The sequence below is a fragment of the Brevundimonas sp. UYEF29 genome (assembly GCF_040546195.1).
Classification (GTDB): domain Bacteria; phylum Pseudomonadota; class Alphaproteobacteria; order Caulobacterales; family Caulobacteraceae; genus Brevundimonas; species Brevundimonas huaxiensis.
Genome location: NZ_JBEPNH010000012.1, coordinates 63,179 through 77,630 on the forward strand (window position 1 = coordinate 63,179; position 14,452 = coordinate 77,630).

15 protein-coding genes are annotated in these 14,452 nt (G+C 66.9%); 10 read left to right on the top strand and 5 right to left on the bottom strand.

Annotated features, from left to right (window positions below; translation table 11 throughout):
- Window positions 1–24 precede the first annotated feature (24 nt).
- Window positions 25–549, top strand: coding sequence for a lipocalin family protein (locus ABIB58_RS14985; protein ID WP_354042303.1), 525 nt, complete (start codon window positions 25–27; stop codon window positions 547–549).
- Window positions 550–594: 45 nt separating this feature from the next.
- Window positions 595–1,038, top strand: coding sequence for a DNA repair putative endonuclease MmcB (gene mmcB / locus ABIB58_RS14990; protein WP_354042306.1), 444 nt, complete (start codon window positions 595–597; stop codon window positions 1,036–1,038).
- Here mmcB and ABIB58_RS14995 read toward each other — a convergent pair.
- A complete protein-coding gene (locus tag ABIB58_RS14995) occupies window positions 1,035–1,820 on the bottom strand; it encodes a C40 family peptidase (protein ID WP_354042310.1) in 786 nt (261 codons plus the stop codon). The genes mmcB and ABIB58_RS14995 overlap by 4 nt on opposite strands.
- Window positions 1,821–1,903: 83 nt before the next feature.
- Window positions 1,904–3,286, bottom strand: a complete 1,383-nt coding sequence (locus ABIB58_RS15000) for a leucyl aminopeptidase family protein (RefSeq protein WP_354042313.1) — start codon at window positions 3,284–3,286, stop codon at window positions 1,904–1,906.
- A gap of 85 nt (window positions 3,287–3,371) precedes the next feature.
- Between ABIB58_RS15000 and ABIB58_RS15005 the strand changes: the two genes are divergently transcribed.
- The 8 genes from ABIB58_RS15005 (at window position 3,372) to ABIB58_RS15040 (ending at window position 10,881) form a co-directional block, all read left to right on the top strand.
- Window positions 3,372–4,208 (top strand): tetratricopeptide repeat protein, encoded by an 837-nt coding sequence (locus tag ABIB58_RS15005; protein ID WP_354042317.1) that lies wholly within the window; start codon window positions 3,372–3,374, stop codon window positions 4,206–4,208.
- Window positions 4,209–4,250: 42 nt separating this feature from the next.
- A complete protein-coding gene (locus ABIB58_RS15010) occupies window positions 4,251–4,910 on the top strand; it encodes an HAD-IA family hydrolase (protein ID WP_354042321.1) in 660 nt (219 codons plus the stop codon).
- A 73-nt stretch (window positions 4,911–4,983) separates the two neighbouring features.
- Entirely contained in the window at window positions 4,984–5,439 is a 456-nt protein-coding gene (locus ABIB58_RS15015; RefSeq protein ID WP_354042325.1) for an iron-sulfur cluster assembly scaffold protein, read from the top strand.
- A 78-nt stretch (window positions 5,440–5,517) separates the two neighbouring features.
- The gene (gene yidD / locus ABIB58_RS15020) at window positions 5,518–5,769 is read left to right on the top strand and encodes a membrane protein insertion efficiency factor YidD (RefSeq protein WP_354042329.1); all 252 of its coding nucleotides are present in this window, start codon (window positions 5,518–5,520) and stop codon (window positions 5,767–5,769) included.
- The gene (gene thrS, locus ABIB58_RS15025) at window positions 5,766–7,703 is read left to right on the top strand and encodes a threonine--tRNA ligase (protein ID WP_354042333.1); all 1,938 of its coding nucleotides are present in this window, start codon (window positions 5,766–5,768) and stop codon (window positions 7,701–7,703) included. Before yidD ends, thrS begins: the two co-directional genes overlap by 4 nt.
- Window positions 7,704–7,799: 96 nt before the next feature.
- The gene (gene galE, locus ABIB58_RS15030) at window positions 7,800–8,789 is read left to right on the top strand and encodes a UDP-glucose 4-epimerase GalE (RefSeq protein WP_354042336.1); all 990 of its coding nucleotides are present in this window, start codon (window positions 7,800–7,802) and stop codon (window positions 8,787–8,789) included.
- 101 nt (window positions 8,790–8,890) lie between these two features.
- A complete protein-coding gene (locus ABIB58_RS15035; protein ID WP_354042339.1) occupies window positions 8,891–9,391 on the top strand; it encodes a YciE/YciF ferroxidase family protein in 501 nt (166 codons plus the stop codon).
- 152 nt (window positions 9,392–9,543) lie between these two features.
- On the top strand, window positions 9,544–10,881 hold the full coding sequence (locus ABIB58_RS15040) for a sensor histidine kinase (RefSeq protein ID WP_354042343.1): 1,338 nt from the start codon (window positions 9,544–9,546) through the stop codon (window positions 10,879–10,881).
- Here ABIB58_RS15040 and dapD read toward each other — a convergent pair whose 3' ends face one another.
- The 3 genes from dapD to argB are packed head-to-tail and all read right to left on the bottom strand — an operon-like array spanning window position 10,882 to window position 13,333.
- Window positions 10,882–11,751, bottom strand: coding sequence for a 2,3,4,5-tetrahydropyridine-2,6-dicarboxylate N-succinyltransferase (gene dapD / locus ABIB58_RS15045; protein ID WP_354042346.1), 870 nt, complete (start codon window positions 11,749–11,751; stop codon window positions 10,882–10,884).
- On the bottom strand, window positions 11,748–12,407 hold the full coding sequence (locus ABIB58_RS15050) for a pyrimidine 5'-nucleotidase (RefSeq protein ID WP_354042350.1): 660 nt from the start codon (window positions 12,405–12,407) through the stop codon (window positions 11,748–11,750). The genes dapD and ABIB58_RS15050 overlap by 4 nt, the downstream gene beginning before the upstream one ends.
- A complete protein-coding gene (gene argB / locus ABIB58_RS15055; RefSeq protein ID WP_354042354.1) occupies window positions 12,404–13,333 on the bottom strand; it encodes an acetylglutamate kinase in 930 nt (309 codons plus the stop codon). The genes ABIB58_RS15050 and argB overlap by 4 nt, the downstream gene beginning before the upstream one ends.
- Between the last annotated feature and the right edge of the window lie 1,119 nt (window positions 13,334–14,452).

A 14,452-nucleotide genomic window follows, 5' to 3' on the forward strand; every position in this document is an offset into this window, starting at 1 on the left:
TCCAAACCGAACGAGGATACGCCCATGTTCCGCGCCAGCCTGATCGCCGCCGCCGTCGCGCTCGCCGCCCTGCCGTCAATGGCGTTCGCCCAAGCGTCTAATGTCGATCTGAACCGCTTCGACGGCCGGTGGTTCGAGATCGAGCGCAATCACAACAACGTTCAGAAGGACTGCAGCCGGGCGCAGATCGACTTCACGCCGCAGGGCGCCGCCGACCGCTACGTCATCACCGTCACCTGCGTCCGGCGCGCCGACGGCAAGGTCGAGACGTTGCGCGCCAACGCCCGCGTCACCGACACCACGACCAATGCGAAGTTCCGGTTCAGCCTGACCGGCCTGCTTAGCTTCGGCGGTCTGGCGGGCCAGAACTACTGGGTCTATGACCATGCCCCGGACTACAGCTGGGCCATCATGGGTCTGCCGGACAAATCGAACTGGTGGATCTGGCACCGCAACCAGAATGCGACGCAGGCTGAGCGCGACCGCATTCTGAGCCGCGTCCGCGCCTTGGGCTTCAGCACCAGCCGCCTGGTCCACACCGGCGTCTAAGGCGCCGCTTGCGATAGGAACGTAGGCGGAACATAAGCTGTCGGCATGTCCGCCGTCGCCCATCTCGAACTCGTCTTCAGCCGTCCCGAGACCACGCTTTCGGTCACGCGCGGCGCGGCGCGGCTGATGATGGATATGGGCTATGCGCCGCTCTTGGAAGTCTGCCTGCCCAACGGTCGCCGCGCCGATGTCATGGCGATCGGGCGCAAGGGCGACATCGTCATCTGCGAGGTCAAGTCGGGGGTCGATGACTACCGCGTCGATCGCAAATGGCATGAGTACGGCCCGTTCTGCGACGCCTTCTATTTCGCCGTCGCGCCCGAGTTTCCGCAAGCCATCCTGCCCGACGAACCGGGCCTGATCGTCGCCGACGGCTTCGGCGGGGCGGTCGTGCGTGAGGCGCCGTCGATGGCTCTGGCGCCCGCACGTCGCAAGGCCCTGACACTCGCCTTCGCCCGATTGGGCGCGATGCGGACGATGCGCGACTAAAGGCGGCGGAAGACGGCGGAAGCGAAGCCGTCGGCGATCAGCTGCGCCTCGACCTCGGCCAGGGGTTCGATGACAACCCCCTTGCCGCCCGTCGCGTGGATGATCCGTTCGCCGTCCAGCACCAGGGCCGAATGGCCGGTCCAGTCCTGGTCGCCGTTCGGCGCCAGCCAGACGACGATGTCGCCACGCTCGATGTCCGATGCGGAGATCGCCTGCCCGATCTGGGCCTGCGCGTCCGACCGGCGCGGACCCGGCAGGCCGCATGCCAGCAGGGCCTGCTGCACCAGACCGGAACAGTCGGTGGAGATCGAAGACCGCGCGCCCAGCTCGTGCGGACGGCCCAGCAGCCGTTCGGCCACCACCACCGGATCGGTCTCGAACTCCCCGATCGGCTGGAGGTCGGTCTGGTCCAGATCCGCCGCCGCTTCGACCACCAGAGCGTTCAACGGCAGGGCCGCGTCCACGGCGGCGACGCGATAGGTCGCCAGCGGCGCGCCGCTCGACAGGCTGTCCAGCACCACCCAGCCGACCACACCGTCACGACGGGCCCGGCCCCAGGCCCGGCCGTTGGCCCGGTCCAGAACGTCGAAGATTTCGCCGTGCAGCAGTTGATCGATCCGTCCGTCGGCGTCGGACAGGATGTCCGCCACGGCCGCGCGGCAGTGCATGGCTTCGGTCGCCCGATAGGCGCCCGCGCGCACCAAGCCTTCCAGCGCCTGTTCGGCGAGGTCGGGGCGAGCGAGGCGGTCGCCGGGCGGAAGAAGATCGAGGACGTCGGTCAACGTGAACTCGCGTGGATTGAAACGACACGCTATCCACCGATGGCTTAGGGGCCGTTAACGCGCGTCGCTTTTGCGAAAGAAAATCAACAGAACCGCGTTCTCAGATATTGGAAGCAGCCCCTCAGCGCCTGCGCCTCGCCGCCTTCGGGGAAGCCGGGACGCGCGCGGGGGTTCCAGGCGAAGATGTCCATGTGCGCCCAGGCGCCGGTTGTCGGGGCGAACTTTTGCAGGAACAGGGCGGCGGTGACCGAACCCGCCTGCGCCCAGGCGGATGAATCGTTCTTCAGATCGGCGATCTCGGTGTCGAGCGCCGCGCGATAGCCCGGCCACAAGGGCATCCGCCACAGGGGATCGCGCACCTGCCCCGCCGCGGCCAGCAACCCGGCCGCCAGCGCCTCGTCGTCGGTATAGAGGGGCGGCAGGTCCGGCCCCAGCGCGACCCGCGCCGCCCCGGTCAGGGTGGCGAAGTCCAGCGTCAGATCGGGTTCGTGCTCGCCCGCTCGCGTCAGGGCGTCGGCCAGGATCAGCCGCCCTTCGGCGTCGGTATTGCCGATCTCGATCGTTAGGCCCTTGCGGCTGTTCAGGATGTCGCCGGGCCGGAAGGCGTCGGCGGACACCGCATTCTCCACCGCCGCCACGATCACCACCAGCCGCACGGGCAGGTCCGCCTGCATCACCAGCCGCCCCAAGGCCAGGGCGTGCGCCGATCCGCCCATGTCCTTCTTCATGTTCCGCATGCCGGCGGCGGGTTTCAGGTCCAGTCCGCCGGTGTCGAACACCACCCCCTTGCCGACCAGGGCAACCAGGGGCAGGTCGGTCCGGTCCAGCTTCCAGCCGATCTCGATGAGGCGCGGCGCACGGTGCGGCGCGGCCGCCCGACCGACGGCGTGAACGGCCGGATAGTTCTCCTCCAGCAGAGCGTCGCCGGTCGTGACGGTGATCGCGGCCCCGGCGCTCTCGGCGATCTCGCGGGCGATGGTCTCGATCTGCAACGGCCCCATGTCGGCTGCCGGCGTATCGACCATCTCGCGCGCCAGGGCGCAGGCGGCGGCGATGCGCGAGACCTCGGCGACATCCACCCCGTCCGGCGCGACCAGCCTGGCCGACGCCCGATCCGGCCGGGCCTTGTAGCGGTCGAACACATAGGTCCCCAGCAGGAAGGCCAGGGTCGCCAGGTCCGCGTCCTCGGCCGCTACCTCAAGCCGATACAGGCCACCGGGCAACCGCGCCGACAGCCCCCGCACGCTCATCGGATCGAAGGTCGCCCCCGATCCAACCACGACCTGGGCCACCTCGCCGTCCGCACCGGGTACGATCAAAAGCTGACCCGCCTGGCCCTCGAACCCGTGCAACTCGCCCCAGCGGCGGGACGCACCGTCCAGCGCGCCGCCCGCCTGAACGAAGCGGATCGGGATCGCGCCATCGCCGTCTTGGGCGGAAACCAGCAGGGGATGCGAGACGGACATGGGGCCCTCGGGACGAAGTTAACCATCAGTTGACGCGAACAGGCGACCCTAGGGGCAAGACCCAAGGACCGCCTGGACCCGCCCCATGTCGCGCATGCCCGCCCTTCTCGCAACCGTCGCCCTGATCGCCCTGTCCGGCGGACCGGCCCTGGCGGCCGACCCGACACCGGCCTCATCGGCCCAGACCCGTGCGCCGTCCTCGGCGCAGGTCCGCGCCACCTATGACCGGATGGACGCCCTGTCGCGCTCGGTCTTCTGGGCCTCGGAACAGCAAGCCAATCCGACCGATGCGGTCGCGGGCGTGAAGCTGGCGCAGGCGCTGCGTGAACTGGGCCGATACGATCAGGCGGCCGAGGCCGCCCAGGCGACCCTGACCGTCCAGCCGAACAATCTCGACGCCCTGCTGGAGCTGGGCCGCGCCCATATCGCGCGGGGCCAGGCCTTCTATGGCGTCGCGCCGTTGGAACAGGCGCGCAATCAGGCGCCGCGCGACTGGCGCGCCTATTCGCTGCTGGGCGTGGCCTATGAGCAGGTGCGCCGCACCGACGACGCCCGCGCCGCCTGGAACCAGGCCCTGGCCTTGTCGCCCGACAACCCCGATGTCCTGACCAACGCCGCCACGGCCGCCCTGACCCAGGGCGATGCGCCCGGCGCCGAGACCCTGCTGCGCCGCGCCGTCGCCCAGCCGACCGCCTCGGCCAAGGTGCGCCAGAACCTGGCCATGGTGCTGGGCCTGCAGGGCAAGATGGGCGAGGCCGAACAGATCCTGCGCCGCGAGCTTCCGCCCGAACAGGCCGAGCAGAACCTGCAATGGCTGCGCGCGCGCGGCACGGCCGGCGCCGCGTCGTCCAGCGGCGGCGCACGGGCGAACACGCCGACGACCGACACGGCCCGCACCTGGAATTCGCTGCAAGGCGGCTGATCGACCCGTTGCGGTCGGGCCGCCCGCGTGGTGGATGAGGCCATGAATTCCCTCCCCGCGCCCCGCACCTACCAGGCCTTCCTGTTCGACATGGACGGCACCCTGATCACATCGACCCTGGCCGCCGAGCGCGTCTGGACCCGCTGGGCCGAGCGTCACGGCCTGGACGTGGCGGCCCTGCTGTCGGTCATGCACGGGGTGCGCGCCATCGACACCATCCGCAACCAGAACCTGCCCGACATCGACCTGGCCGCCGAGGTCGCCTGGGTCGAACGCGGCGAGATCGAGGATGTGGACGGCGTCGCCCCCATCCCCGGCGCCATCGACTTCGTTCAACGCCTGCCGCCCAACCGCTGGGCCGTGGTCACTTCCGCGTCCGTCCCCCTGGCCCGCGCCCGGCTGAAGGCCGCCGGGGTGACGCCGCCCGCTATCATGATCACCGCCGAGGACGTCGAACGCGGCAAGCCCGACCCCGCCGGCTATCTGAAGGCTGCGGCGACCCTGGGCTTCGCCATCGCCGACTGCCTGGTGTTCGAGGACGCCGAGGCCGGCATCAAGGCGGGCGAAGCGGCCGGCGCCGACGTCGTGGTCGTCACCGCCGCCTGGACCCATCCGCTTCAGACGGATCACCCCACACTTGCGGACTATGCGGATGCCGGGCTTGAAGTGCGCGCGGACGGTTCGCTGACGCTGGAGATCTAACACCGCCATTCTCCCGCCCGGTTACGGGGAGGGAGAGGTTTCGCGCCGGCGTCGAACATCCTATCTTCGCCCCATGATCGACGACCTCTACAGCGCGCGCATCCTGTCGCTGGCGGCGAACCTGCCGCATGCGGGGCGCTTACCCGCGCCGCAGGGCACCGGCGAGCGGGTGGCGAAACTGTGTGGATCGCGGGCGACGGTCGATGTGACGCTGGACGACCAAGGCCGCGTCGCCAGCTTCGCCCAGGACGTGAAGGCCTGCGCCTTGGGTCAGGCCGCCGCTGGTGTGCTGGGCCAGCATGTGATCGGCGCGTCGGTCGAAGAGATCACTGAAGCCCGCGACGCCATGTCCGCCATGCTGAAATCCGGCGGCGAAGGCCCGACCGGCAGGTTCGAGGATTTGCGCCTGCTGAGACAGGTCGCCGATTATCCCGCCCGCCACGCCTCGACCCTGGTCTCCATCGAGGCGACGCTGGAGGCGGTGACTGCCGCCCTTGCCGCCCGAACTCGTCTCGCCGGCGCAGCCTGACGGGCACGACCGGTTGATCCCCCTGCCGCAACAGGGGATAAGCACGGCGAACCCGTCCAGCCCCCGGCGAAGGGACATATGTCTCTCTATGAACGCGGCGTCCGCGCGGCCCATCGGGGCTACAAGCTGACGTTGTCCCCCCTGATCGGCCAGCAGTGCCGGTTCCTGCCGACCTGTTCGGATTACGGGCGCGACGCCCTGATCCAGCACGGACCGGTGCGGGGGGGATGGCTCACCGTGCGCAGGCTCTGTAAATGCCATCCCTTCGGCGGGTCGGGATACGACCCGGTTCCGCCCCTGAAGACCGACCAAGAAGAACAGCAGTCATGATCGACCTGAAATTCCCCGACGGCGCGGTTCGCCAATATCCCGCAGGCTCCACGGCGCGCGACGTGGCGACCTCGATCTCGCCGTCGCTGGCCAAGAAGGCCGTTCTGGCCGAGTTGAACGGCGAGCAGCGCGACATGGGCCGGGTGCTGGAGACGGGCGGCGACTTCCGCCTGATCATGCGCGACGATCCCGCCGCCCTCTATACGATCCGCCACGACACGGCCCACGTCCTGGCCGAGGCGGTCCAGACCCTGTTCCCCGGAACCCAGGTCACGATCGGCCCGGCCATCGAGGACGGCTTCTATTACGACTTCTTCCGCGAGGAGCCCTTCTCGACCGACGACTTCGCCGCCATCGAAAAGGAGATGGGCCGGATCGTCGACCGCGACGCCAAGTTCGAGCGCGAGGTCTGGGAGCGGGACGCTGCGATCAAATTCTTCGAGGCGCGCGGCGAGAAGTTCAAGGCCGAGCTGATCCGCGATCTGCCGGGAACCGAGACCATCACCCTCTATAAGCAGGGCGACTGGATCGACCTGTGCCGGGGGCCGCACTTCCCCTCAACGCGCCACGTCGGCAAGGCGTTCAAACTGACCAAACTGGCCGGCGCCTACTGGCGCGGCGACTCCAAGCGCGAACAGTTGCAACGCATCTACGGCACCGCCTGGGCGACCAAGGAGGATTTGGACGCCCACCTGCAGCGGCTGGAAGAGGCCGAGAAGCGCGACCACCGCAAGGTCGGCAAGGCGATGGAGCTCTTCCACATACAGGAAGAGGGCCGGGGCATGGTCTTCTGGCACCACAAGGGCTGGGTCCTGTGGCGCGTGCTGGAGGCCTATATGCGCCGTAGGCTCGACGCCGCCGGTTATGTCGAGGTCAAGACGCCCCAGGTTCTGGACCGCAAATTCTGGGAACAGAGCGGCCACTGGGACAAGTACCGCCCCAATATGTTCGTCTGCGAGACGGTCGAGGGCGAGGAACTCAGCCTCAAGCCGATGAACTGCCCGGGCCACGTGCAGATCTTCGACCAGGGACAGCGGTCGTACCGCGAGCTGCCGCTGCGGATAGCCGAGTTTGGGGCCTGCCACCGTTATGAGCCGTCGGGTTCGCTGCACGGCCTGATGCGGGTGCGCGGCTTCACCCAGGACGACGCCCACATCTTCTGCCGCGAAGACCAGATCGTCGAAGAGACGGCCGAGTTCATCAAACTGGCCCGTAGCGTCCACGCCGACCTAGGCATGGAGACCGCCTACATCAGCCTGGGCACCCGGCCCGAGAACCGCGCCGGCTCCGACGAATTCTGGGACAAGGCCGAGGCCCTGATGGCCGAGGCCGCCCGCGCCGCCGGGACCGAACCGGTCGTGACCGAAGGCGACGGCGCCTTCTATGCGCCCAAGCTGGACTTCATCGTCAAGGACGCCATCGGCCGCGAATGGACCTGCGGCACGATCCAGCTCGACTATGTCCTGCCGGAACGTCTGGATGCGACCTACATCGCCGAGGACGGCCAGAAGCACCGGCCGGTCATGCTGCACCGGGCGATCCTGGGCAGCTTCGAGCGGTTCATCGGCATCATGATCGAGAACTACGCCGGCGCCTTCCCCCTGTGGCTGGCCCCGACCCAGGCCGTGGTGGCGACGATCACCTCGGACGCCGACGACTATGCTCGCGACGTCATGGCCAAGTTCAAGGCCGCCGGCCTGCGCACCGAGATCGATCTTCGCAACGAGAAGGTCGGCTACAAGGTCCGCGAACACTCGGTCGGCAAGGTGCCGGTCATCGCCGTGGTCGGCCGCCAGGAAGCCGAACAGGGCCTGGTCGCCATCCGCCGCCTGGGCTCGCAGGCCCAGACGGTGGTTACGGTCGAGGAGGCCATCCGCATACTGACCGACGAGGCCACCCCGCCGGACCTGAAGCGAGCGAATACCCCAGATTGACAGAAAGACTAACCCCAGGCTGTTGTCTATCGTAGGACGGCAGGCTTCAGCACGCTCCCGTGTCTGTGCCGGCAACGGTCTAAGGGGAGAGCGGGCATGCCCAGCACCATCCTGGTCACGGGCGGCGCCGGCTATGTGGGTTCGCACGCCTGCCTCGCCCTGTCCCAAGCCGGTTTCACGCCGGTGGTCTATGACAATCTGTCGAACGGTCATGCGGCCTTCGTCCAGTGGGGCGAACTGGAGACCGGCGACATCCGCGACGCAGCCCGTCTGGATGCGGTGATCGCCAGACACAAGCCCGTCGCGATCCTGCATTTCGCCGCCCTGATCGAGGTTGGGGAATCGGTCAAGGCGCCGGGCCGCTTCTATGACAACAATGTCGTCGGCGCCCTGACCCTGATCGAGGCGGCGCGGCGCGGCGGGATCGAGGCGATGGTCTTCTCCTCGACCTGCGCCACCTATGGCGACCCTGTCTATCTGCCGATGGACGAGGTCCATCCCCAGGCGCCGCTGAACCCCTATGGCCGCTCCAAGCTGATGGTCGAACAGGCCTTGGCCGACTATTCGACCTATGCCGGCTTCCGCTCGGTGTGCCTGCGCTATTTCAACGCCGCCGGGGCCGATGAGGGCGGCCGGATCGGCGAGCGCCACCACCCCGAAACCCACGCCCTTCCGCTGGCGCTCCAGACGGCGATGGGCCGGCGTCAGGGGTTCACGCTGTTCGGCGACGATTACGACACCCGCGACGGCACGGCGGTGCGTGACTATGTCCACGTCATGGACTTGGCCGACGCTCATGTGCGGGCGCTGAAATATTTGCTCGACGGCGGTCAGACGACGGTCTTCAACCTGGGCACGGGCACGGGCACGACGGTCAGCGAACTGATCGACACCATCCGCCGCACGACCAACCAGCCCTTCCCCGTCGAGACCGAGCCGCGCCGGCCCGGCGACGCCCCCTGTCTGGTGGCCGACAACAGCCGGGCGTATGAGGTTCTGGGCTGGCGGCCTACGCGGACCCTGGACGACATCGTTCGCACCGCCTGGCGCTGGCATGCCGCCGAGCGGGAGGCGCACGAGGCCTGAGCCTCGACGCCAGACGCGCGGAACCGCGCACAGGAACGTAAAACGAACGGATCGCTTGTGATGGCGCGCGCCTCGCGCTCCATCACAAGAGAGACACGACCATGGCCGAGAAGACGCTCGACACCCTGTTCCACGACACGCTCAAGGACATCTATTACGCTGAGCGCAAGATCCTGAAGTCCCTGCCCAAGATGGCCCGCGCGGCGCAGTCGCCCGAGCTCAAGGCCGCCTTCGAAAAGCACAAGGGCCAGACCGAGGGCCAGATCGAACGCCTGCAACAGGTCTTCGAACTGATCGGCAAACCCGCGCGCGGCAAGACCTGCGACGCCATCGAAGGCATCCTGGCCGAGAGCGAGGAGATCATGGACGAATACAAGGATACGCCCGCCCTCGACGCTGGCCTGCTGGCCGCCGCCCAGGCGGTCGAACACTATGAGATCACCCGCTACGGCACGCTGAAGCGCTGGGCCCTGGTGCTGGGCATGAAGGACGCCGCCGCCCTGCTGGACGAGACCCTGCAGGAGGAAGCTCAGACCGACGAAGACCTGACCGGCATCGCCGACGCCGCCGTCAACGCCGCCGCCATGAAGACCGCCGCCTGAGACGACCGGAGGCGGCTTCGCGGCCGCCTCCGCACTATCCGCCTCAGGCCTTGCGTACGAAAGCGGACAATGCGGCCTACAAAAGTCAGCGTTCACCGTATCTTAGGCGACAGTGAACGACAGTGGCGTCATCGGCCCCAGAGACCGTGACGATGACACACCCAAAGACCGCCCGAGAGCGAACCTTCCTCCAGCATCTGATCGAAGCCGGGCATATGCGGTACTGGATCATCGCCAGCTGGGCCCTGGCCTTGTTCACCGTCACCGACCTCGCGACCGCCGCCATCTGGTTCGGGGTGGCGACATCGGGTGGGTTGTTGCGCACCTTCGTCGAGCGCGGACTGGTAATATCGAACGCCTCGATTCATGGACGGATCAAGCTGGTCGCCGCCACGGTCTCCTGTTTCGCCTGGGCCGGGGCCCCGCTCTTGGCCTTCCTCCATGGCGGAACCTATGGGGTGCTCCTGGGCGTGGCCCTGCTGATCGCGGGCTATGTCCTGGTCTTCACCCAGATGCGCGCCGCCCCGCGCGAGGCTCTGATCGTTTCCGCCCCCTATTCCATTGTGGTGGCGATCCTGTTCGCCAGCCTTTGGGGCACGCCGGGTTTCTGGGTCGTGCTCAGCATGGTCCCCGTTCTGGCGCTGGCCCTGGTGATCAAGGTCGCCATCACCCAGATGAAGGACGGCGACCTGGAAGCTGTGAACCGGCGCCAGGCCGAACTGATCGCAGAGCTGGAGACGGCGCGCGACCGCGCCGACGCCGCCAGCGCCGCCAAATCCAACTTCCTGGGCGTCATCTCGCACGAACTGCGCACGCCGATGAACGGGGTGCTGGGTGCGGCGCAACTGCTTCAGATGTCCGAACTCAGCGACCGTCAAAAGGAGTTCGTCGGCGTGATCCGCAACTCGGGCGAAGGTCTGATGGTGCTGCTGAACGACATCCTCGACATCACCAAGATCGAGTCCGACAAGATGGAACTCGACATCGCCGATATCGAGACCGACACGCTGATGACCCGACTGACGGGGCCTTTCAAGGCCCAGGCCGAGGCGCGGGGCCTGACCTTCGCGAGAGAGATTCGAGGCGATCTTCCGCCCGTGCTGAAGATGGACCCGCTGCGACTGGCCCAGGTCACGCACAACTTTCTGGCCAATGCGATCAAGTTCACGCCGCAAGGCGAGGTTCGTCTGGTCGTCGAAAGCGAACCGCGCGCCGAAGGCCGCGTCGCCCTGCGCCTCGGCATCGTCGATTCCGGCATCGGCATCGCCGCCGACGATCTGACGCGCCTGTTCCAGCCCTTCTCTCAGGTTGACGGGTCGTCCACCCGCAAGTTCGGCGGCACCGGCCTGGGCCTCAGCATCTGCCAGCGTCTAGCCGCCCTGATGGACGGCGAGATCACGGTGACGTCGACCCCCGGCAAGGGATCGACCTTCACCCTGCACGCGACCTTCGACACGCCTCAGATCGAGGCTGTTCGCGTCGCCGCCTAATCAGTCGCGCAGCAGTTCGTTGACGCCGGTCTTGGCCCGCGTCTGCGCGTCCACACGCTTGACGATGACGGCGCAATACAGCGACGGCCCGCCATTCGGATCCGGGAGCGAACCCGGCACGACCACTGAATAGGCCGGCACCTCGCCCCGGAACACTTCGCCGGTCGCCCGGTCCACAATCTTGGTCGAACCCGACAGATAGACGCCCATTGCCAGGACCGCGCCCTCGCGCACGATCACGCCCTCGGCGACCTCGGCGCGAGCGCCGATGAAGCAGCCGTCCTCGATGATGGTCGGATTGGCCTGCAACGGCTCCAGCACACCGCCGATGCCCGCGCCGCCCGACAGGTGCACATTCTTGCCGATCTGGGCGCAGGAGCCGACCGTGGCCCAGGCATCGACCATCGAGCCCTCGTCGACGAAGGCGCCGATGTTCACGAACGACGGCATCAGCACGACGTTCCTGGCGATATGCGCGCCGTGACGGACGATGGCGCCGGGCACCGAGCGGAAGCCGGCCGACTGATAATCCGACGCGGTCCAGTCGCCGAACTTATTGGGCACCTTATCCCAGAAGGGACCGACGGCGACGGGATGATCCACCGACAGCGGCATGACGGACGGTTGGCCGGCGCGCATGATCTGGTTGTCGTTCAGGCGGAAGGACAGCAGCACCGCCTTCTTCAGCCACTGATGCGTGGTCCAGACGCCATCCTCGCCGCGCGAGGCGACGCGCGCCTGCCCGGAATCCAGCAGGGCCAGGGCGGTTTCAACGGCGTCGCGCACCTCGCCATGCGTGGCGGCGGACACTTCGCCGCGCTGTTCCCAAGCGGCCTCGACGACGGATTCGAGATGCGACAGATCGGTCATGCGGCGTCCTTGAAGCTCAGGTCGGAGAGGAAGTCGAGAAGGTCCGGGGCCACATGGTCAATGTGCGGCCCGATCGGCTTGCCATGGCCGTCGCCGATCAGGACCGTCGCCATGCCCAGCGCCTTGGCCGGCTCCAGGTTCTTGGGCGTGTCCTCGAAGAAGGCGGATCGGTGCGGATCGATGCCGAACTGCTCCAGCATCCGGCGGAAGGTCGCAGGATTGGGCTTGGGCGTCAGATCACCATCCTCGATGGCGAAGACGCCTTCGAAACAGTCAGCGACGCCGATCCGGTCCAGTACACGGTGGGCGTATTCACGCGCGCCATTGGTGAAGACATAGCAACGACCGGGCAGGGCCTTCAGCCGCTCGGCCAGACGCGGATTGGGCTCGACCCCATCCAGCGGCACGTCGTGCACCTCGCGCAGGAACCGTTCGGTATCGACTGCATAGTTGGCCATCAGCCCGGCCAGGGTCGTGCCGTGCTCGTCCAGGAACTGACGCTGCATCGCAGCCGCAGCCTCGGGCTCCAGCCCGACGGCCTCGACCACGAAGGCGTTGATGCGCGCCTGGACCAGCCGCATCAGACCCTGCTCGCGCGGATACAGGGTGTCGTCCATGTCGAACACCCAGGCGCGCACATGCGACAGGTCGCTCAAGACGCCTTCACCAGGGTGCCGGCGCCGAACTCGGTGAACAACTCGACCAGCATGGCGTGCGGCCGACGCCCGTCCAGAATGACTACCGCCTCGACCCCAGCGCGAACCGCGGCCATGGCCGTCTCCAGCTTGGGGATCATGCCGCCGGTCGCCACGCCGGTGTCGATCAGGTTTTGCGCCTCGTCCAGCGTCATCTGACGGATGATGTCGCCGTCCGCGCCCTTGACCCCCGGCACGTCGGTCAGCAGCAGCATCCGCTTGGCGTTCAGCGACCCCGCGACCGCGCCCGCCACCGTGTCAGCGTTGACGTTGTAGGTCTGTCCGTCCTCGGCCACGCCGATCGGGGCGATGACCGGCACCCAGTCCTCGGTCTCCGACGCGATCAGGCCGGCGATCAGCTTGGGATCCGCCTTGGTCGGCTCGCCGACATAGCCCAGGTCGACCTCGTGCTCGATCATGCTGTCGGGATCGCGCTTCGTCCGACGCGTCTTCTCGACGGTCAGCAAACCGGCGTCCTTGCCCGACAGGCCGACGCCGCGCACGTCCGCCTCCTTGCCGGCCATGGTGATCCAGTGGGCGATCTCCTTATTGACGGCGCCCGACAGGACCATTTCGGCCACTTCCATCGTCGCCGGATCCGTCACGCGCAAACCATCGACGAAGCTGGACTTGACCCCCGCCTTGTCCAGCATGGCGCTGATCTGCGGCCCGCCGCCGTGCACCACGACCGGGTTCACCCCCATCAGCTTCAGCAGCACCACATCGGCCGCGAACTGACGCGCCACGGCGCTCTCGCCCATGGCGTGGCCGCCGTATTTGATGACCACGGTCTCGCGGTCATAGATCTGAATATACGGCAAGGCTTCGGCGAGCGTCTTCGCCGTCTCCCAGCTGCGTTCCTCGGACTGGCGTTCTGTTTCGTTCATCACGCGCGCGAGATAGCGGGGGATGGGGGCGGTGTCACGAAGAACAGACTCTTTAGCGAAAGGATCGACGGTCAAAGCATCGTCGAAGCGCCGCCTTTGATCGTCGATCTGTTCCAGCAAGGCGGAGGTTTCCCCTCCCGCGCCATGGTGCCCAACGTCGCGAAGACTTCAAGTCTGACTGCTGCGAATGGTTTTGCGCGCATAGCTAGATACTCCGGCGAAGTCGTAGACATCTCGGGCATCTTGGCGGTGTGAGCTCGACAACGTAGCCCAACAGAACGCTTTTGACGATCCGACCGTCGTTTGGACCCAACGTCTCGCTTCGCCAGTTCCGAACAGCCCTCACGATATCCCGATGCCTCAACACGTAGTCGGTGCGGCTAGAACGCTTGGCTGTTCGACGGCCTGATCGTCGCTCTCCGCTTGGCAAACCCCTCCAGATCGTCGTGGTCCATCTGGACACGATCGGAGCCGAAGCCGTCATACTCTCCACGCGCTCGCGAAAGACCCCAATCCCGCCCGATCCTCTGACCTGCAAACTCCGCAACCGCGTTGAGCGCTGCTTCAACAAGCTCAAGCACTTCCCCCGCTTCGCCAACTCCCAACGTTCAATGTGGCGAAGGATCATGCAGGTAATCCGGTGGCGGCCTGCCCGACCATGAATGCACCGAAGCAAAATACCCCGGCGTCAACCGAGGGCGTCACGGCTAGGCTTCGGTCAGCGCTCCATCCTGCTGAGTCACACCTGCCGGAGCCAATGACCTGATTTGAACCCGCAACTTCTGGCTACTCCCCTGCCAGTCCGCTCCGAGCAACTAAAACCGGCCAGCTTGCCGGAAGCTCCTGTACCGGAATCCGGATCTAGCTTCCCTTACCGCGTACCCAAGCAGACGCGCCAAATCGGGTAGGCCAGCCCTGACGTCGACATTAAACTCTGCTCAATGGTGGACTACGGGTTGTGCCTCATACAAGGTGCTGACTGCCGAAGCCAAAGGAAGATTCTAATGTCGATCTATGACGGCCTATGACGTGCCCCTGAGAATTTCCTCCACGCGGAGCTAGAGTCCGGCCCTTGAAAGGACGGACGGAATGAAACGAGCGAGATTCACGGAAGAGCAG

Excerpts from the sequence above, each read along its gene's own strand:
- ABIB58_RS14985 (WP_354042303.1), top strand. The coding sequence starts at position 25 with ATGTTCCGCGCCAGCCTGATCGCCGCCGCCGTCGCGCTCGCCGCCCTG.
- mmcB (WP_354042306.1), top strand. The coding sequence starts at position 595 with ATGTCCGCCGTCGCCCATCTCGAACTCGTCTTCAGCCGTCCCGAGACC.
- ABIB58_RS15000 (WP_354042313.1), bottom strand. The coding sequence starts at position 3,286 with ATGTCCGTCTCGCATCCCCTGCTGGTTTCCGCCCAAGACGGCGATGGC.
- ABIB58_RS15005 (WP_354042317.1), top strand. The coding sequence starts at position 3,372 with ATGTCGCGCATGCCCGCCCTTCTCGCAACCGTCGCCCTGATCGCCCTG.
- ABIB58_RS15010 (WP_354042321.1), top strand. The coding sequence starts at position 4,251 with ATGAATTCCCTCCCCGCGCCCCGCACCTACCAGGCCTTCCTGTTCGAC.
- ABIB58_RS15015 (WP_354042325.1), top strand. The coding sequence starts at position 4,984 with ATGATCGACGACCTCTACAGCGCGCGCATCCTGTCGCTGGCGGCGAAC.
- yidD (WP_354042329.1), top strand. The coding sequence starts at position 5,518 with ATGTCTCTCTATGAACGCGGCGTCCGCGCGGCCCATCGGGGCTACAAG.
- thrS (WP_354042333.1), top strand. The coding sequence starts at position 5,766 with ATGATCGACCTGAAATTCCCCGACGGCGCGGTTCGCCAATATCCCGCA.
- galE (WP_354042336.1), top strand. The coding sequence starts at position 7,800 with ATGCCCAGCACCATCCTGGTCACGGGCGGCGCCGGCTATGTGGGTTCG.
- ABIB58_RS15035 (WP_354042339.1), top strand. The coding sequence starts at position 8,891 with ATGGCCGAGAAGACGCTCGACACCCTGTTCCACGACACGCTCAAGGAC.
- ABIB58_RS15040 (WP_354042343.1), top strand. The coding sequence starts at position 9,544 with ATGACACACCCAAAGACCGCCCGAGAGCGAACCTTCCTCCAGCATCTG.
- dapD (WP_354042346.1), bottom strand. The coding sequence starts at position 11,751 with ATGACCGATCTGTCGCATCTCGAATCCGTCGTCGAGGCCGCTTGGGAA.
- argB (WP_354042354.1), bottom strand. The coding sequence starts at position 13,333 with ATGAACGAAACAGAACGCCAGTCCGAGGAACGCAGCTGGGAGACGGCG.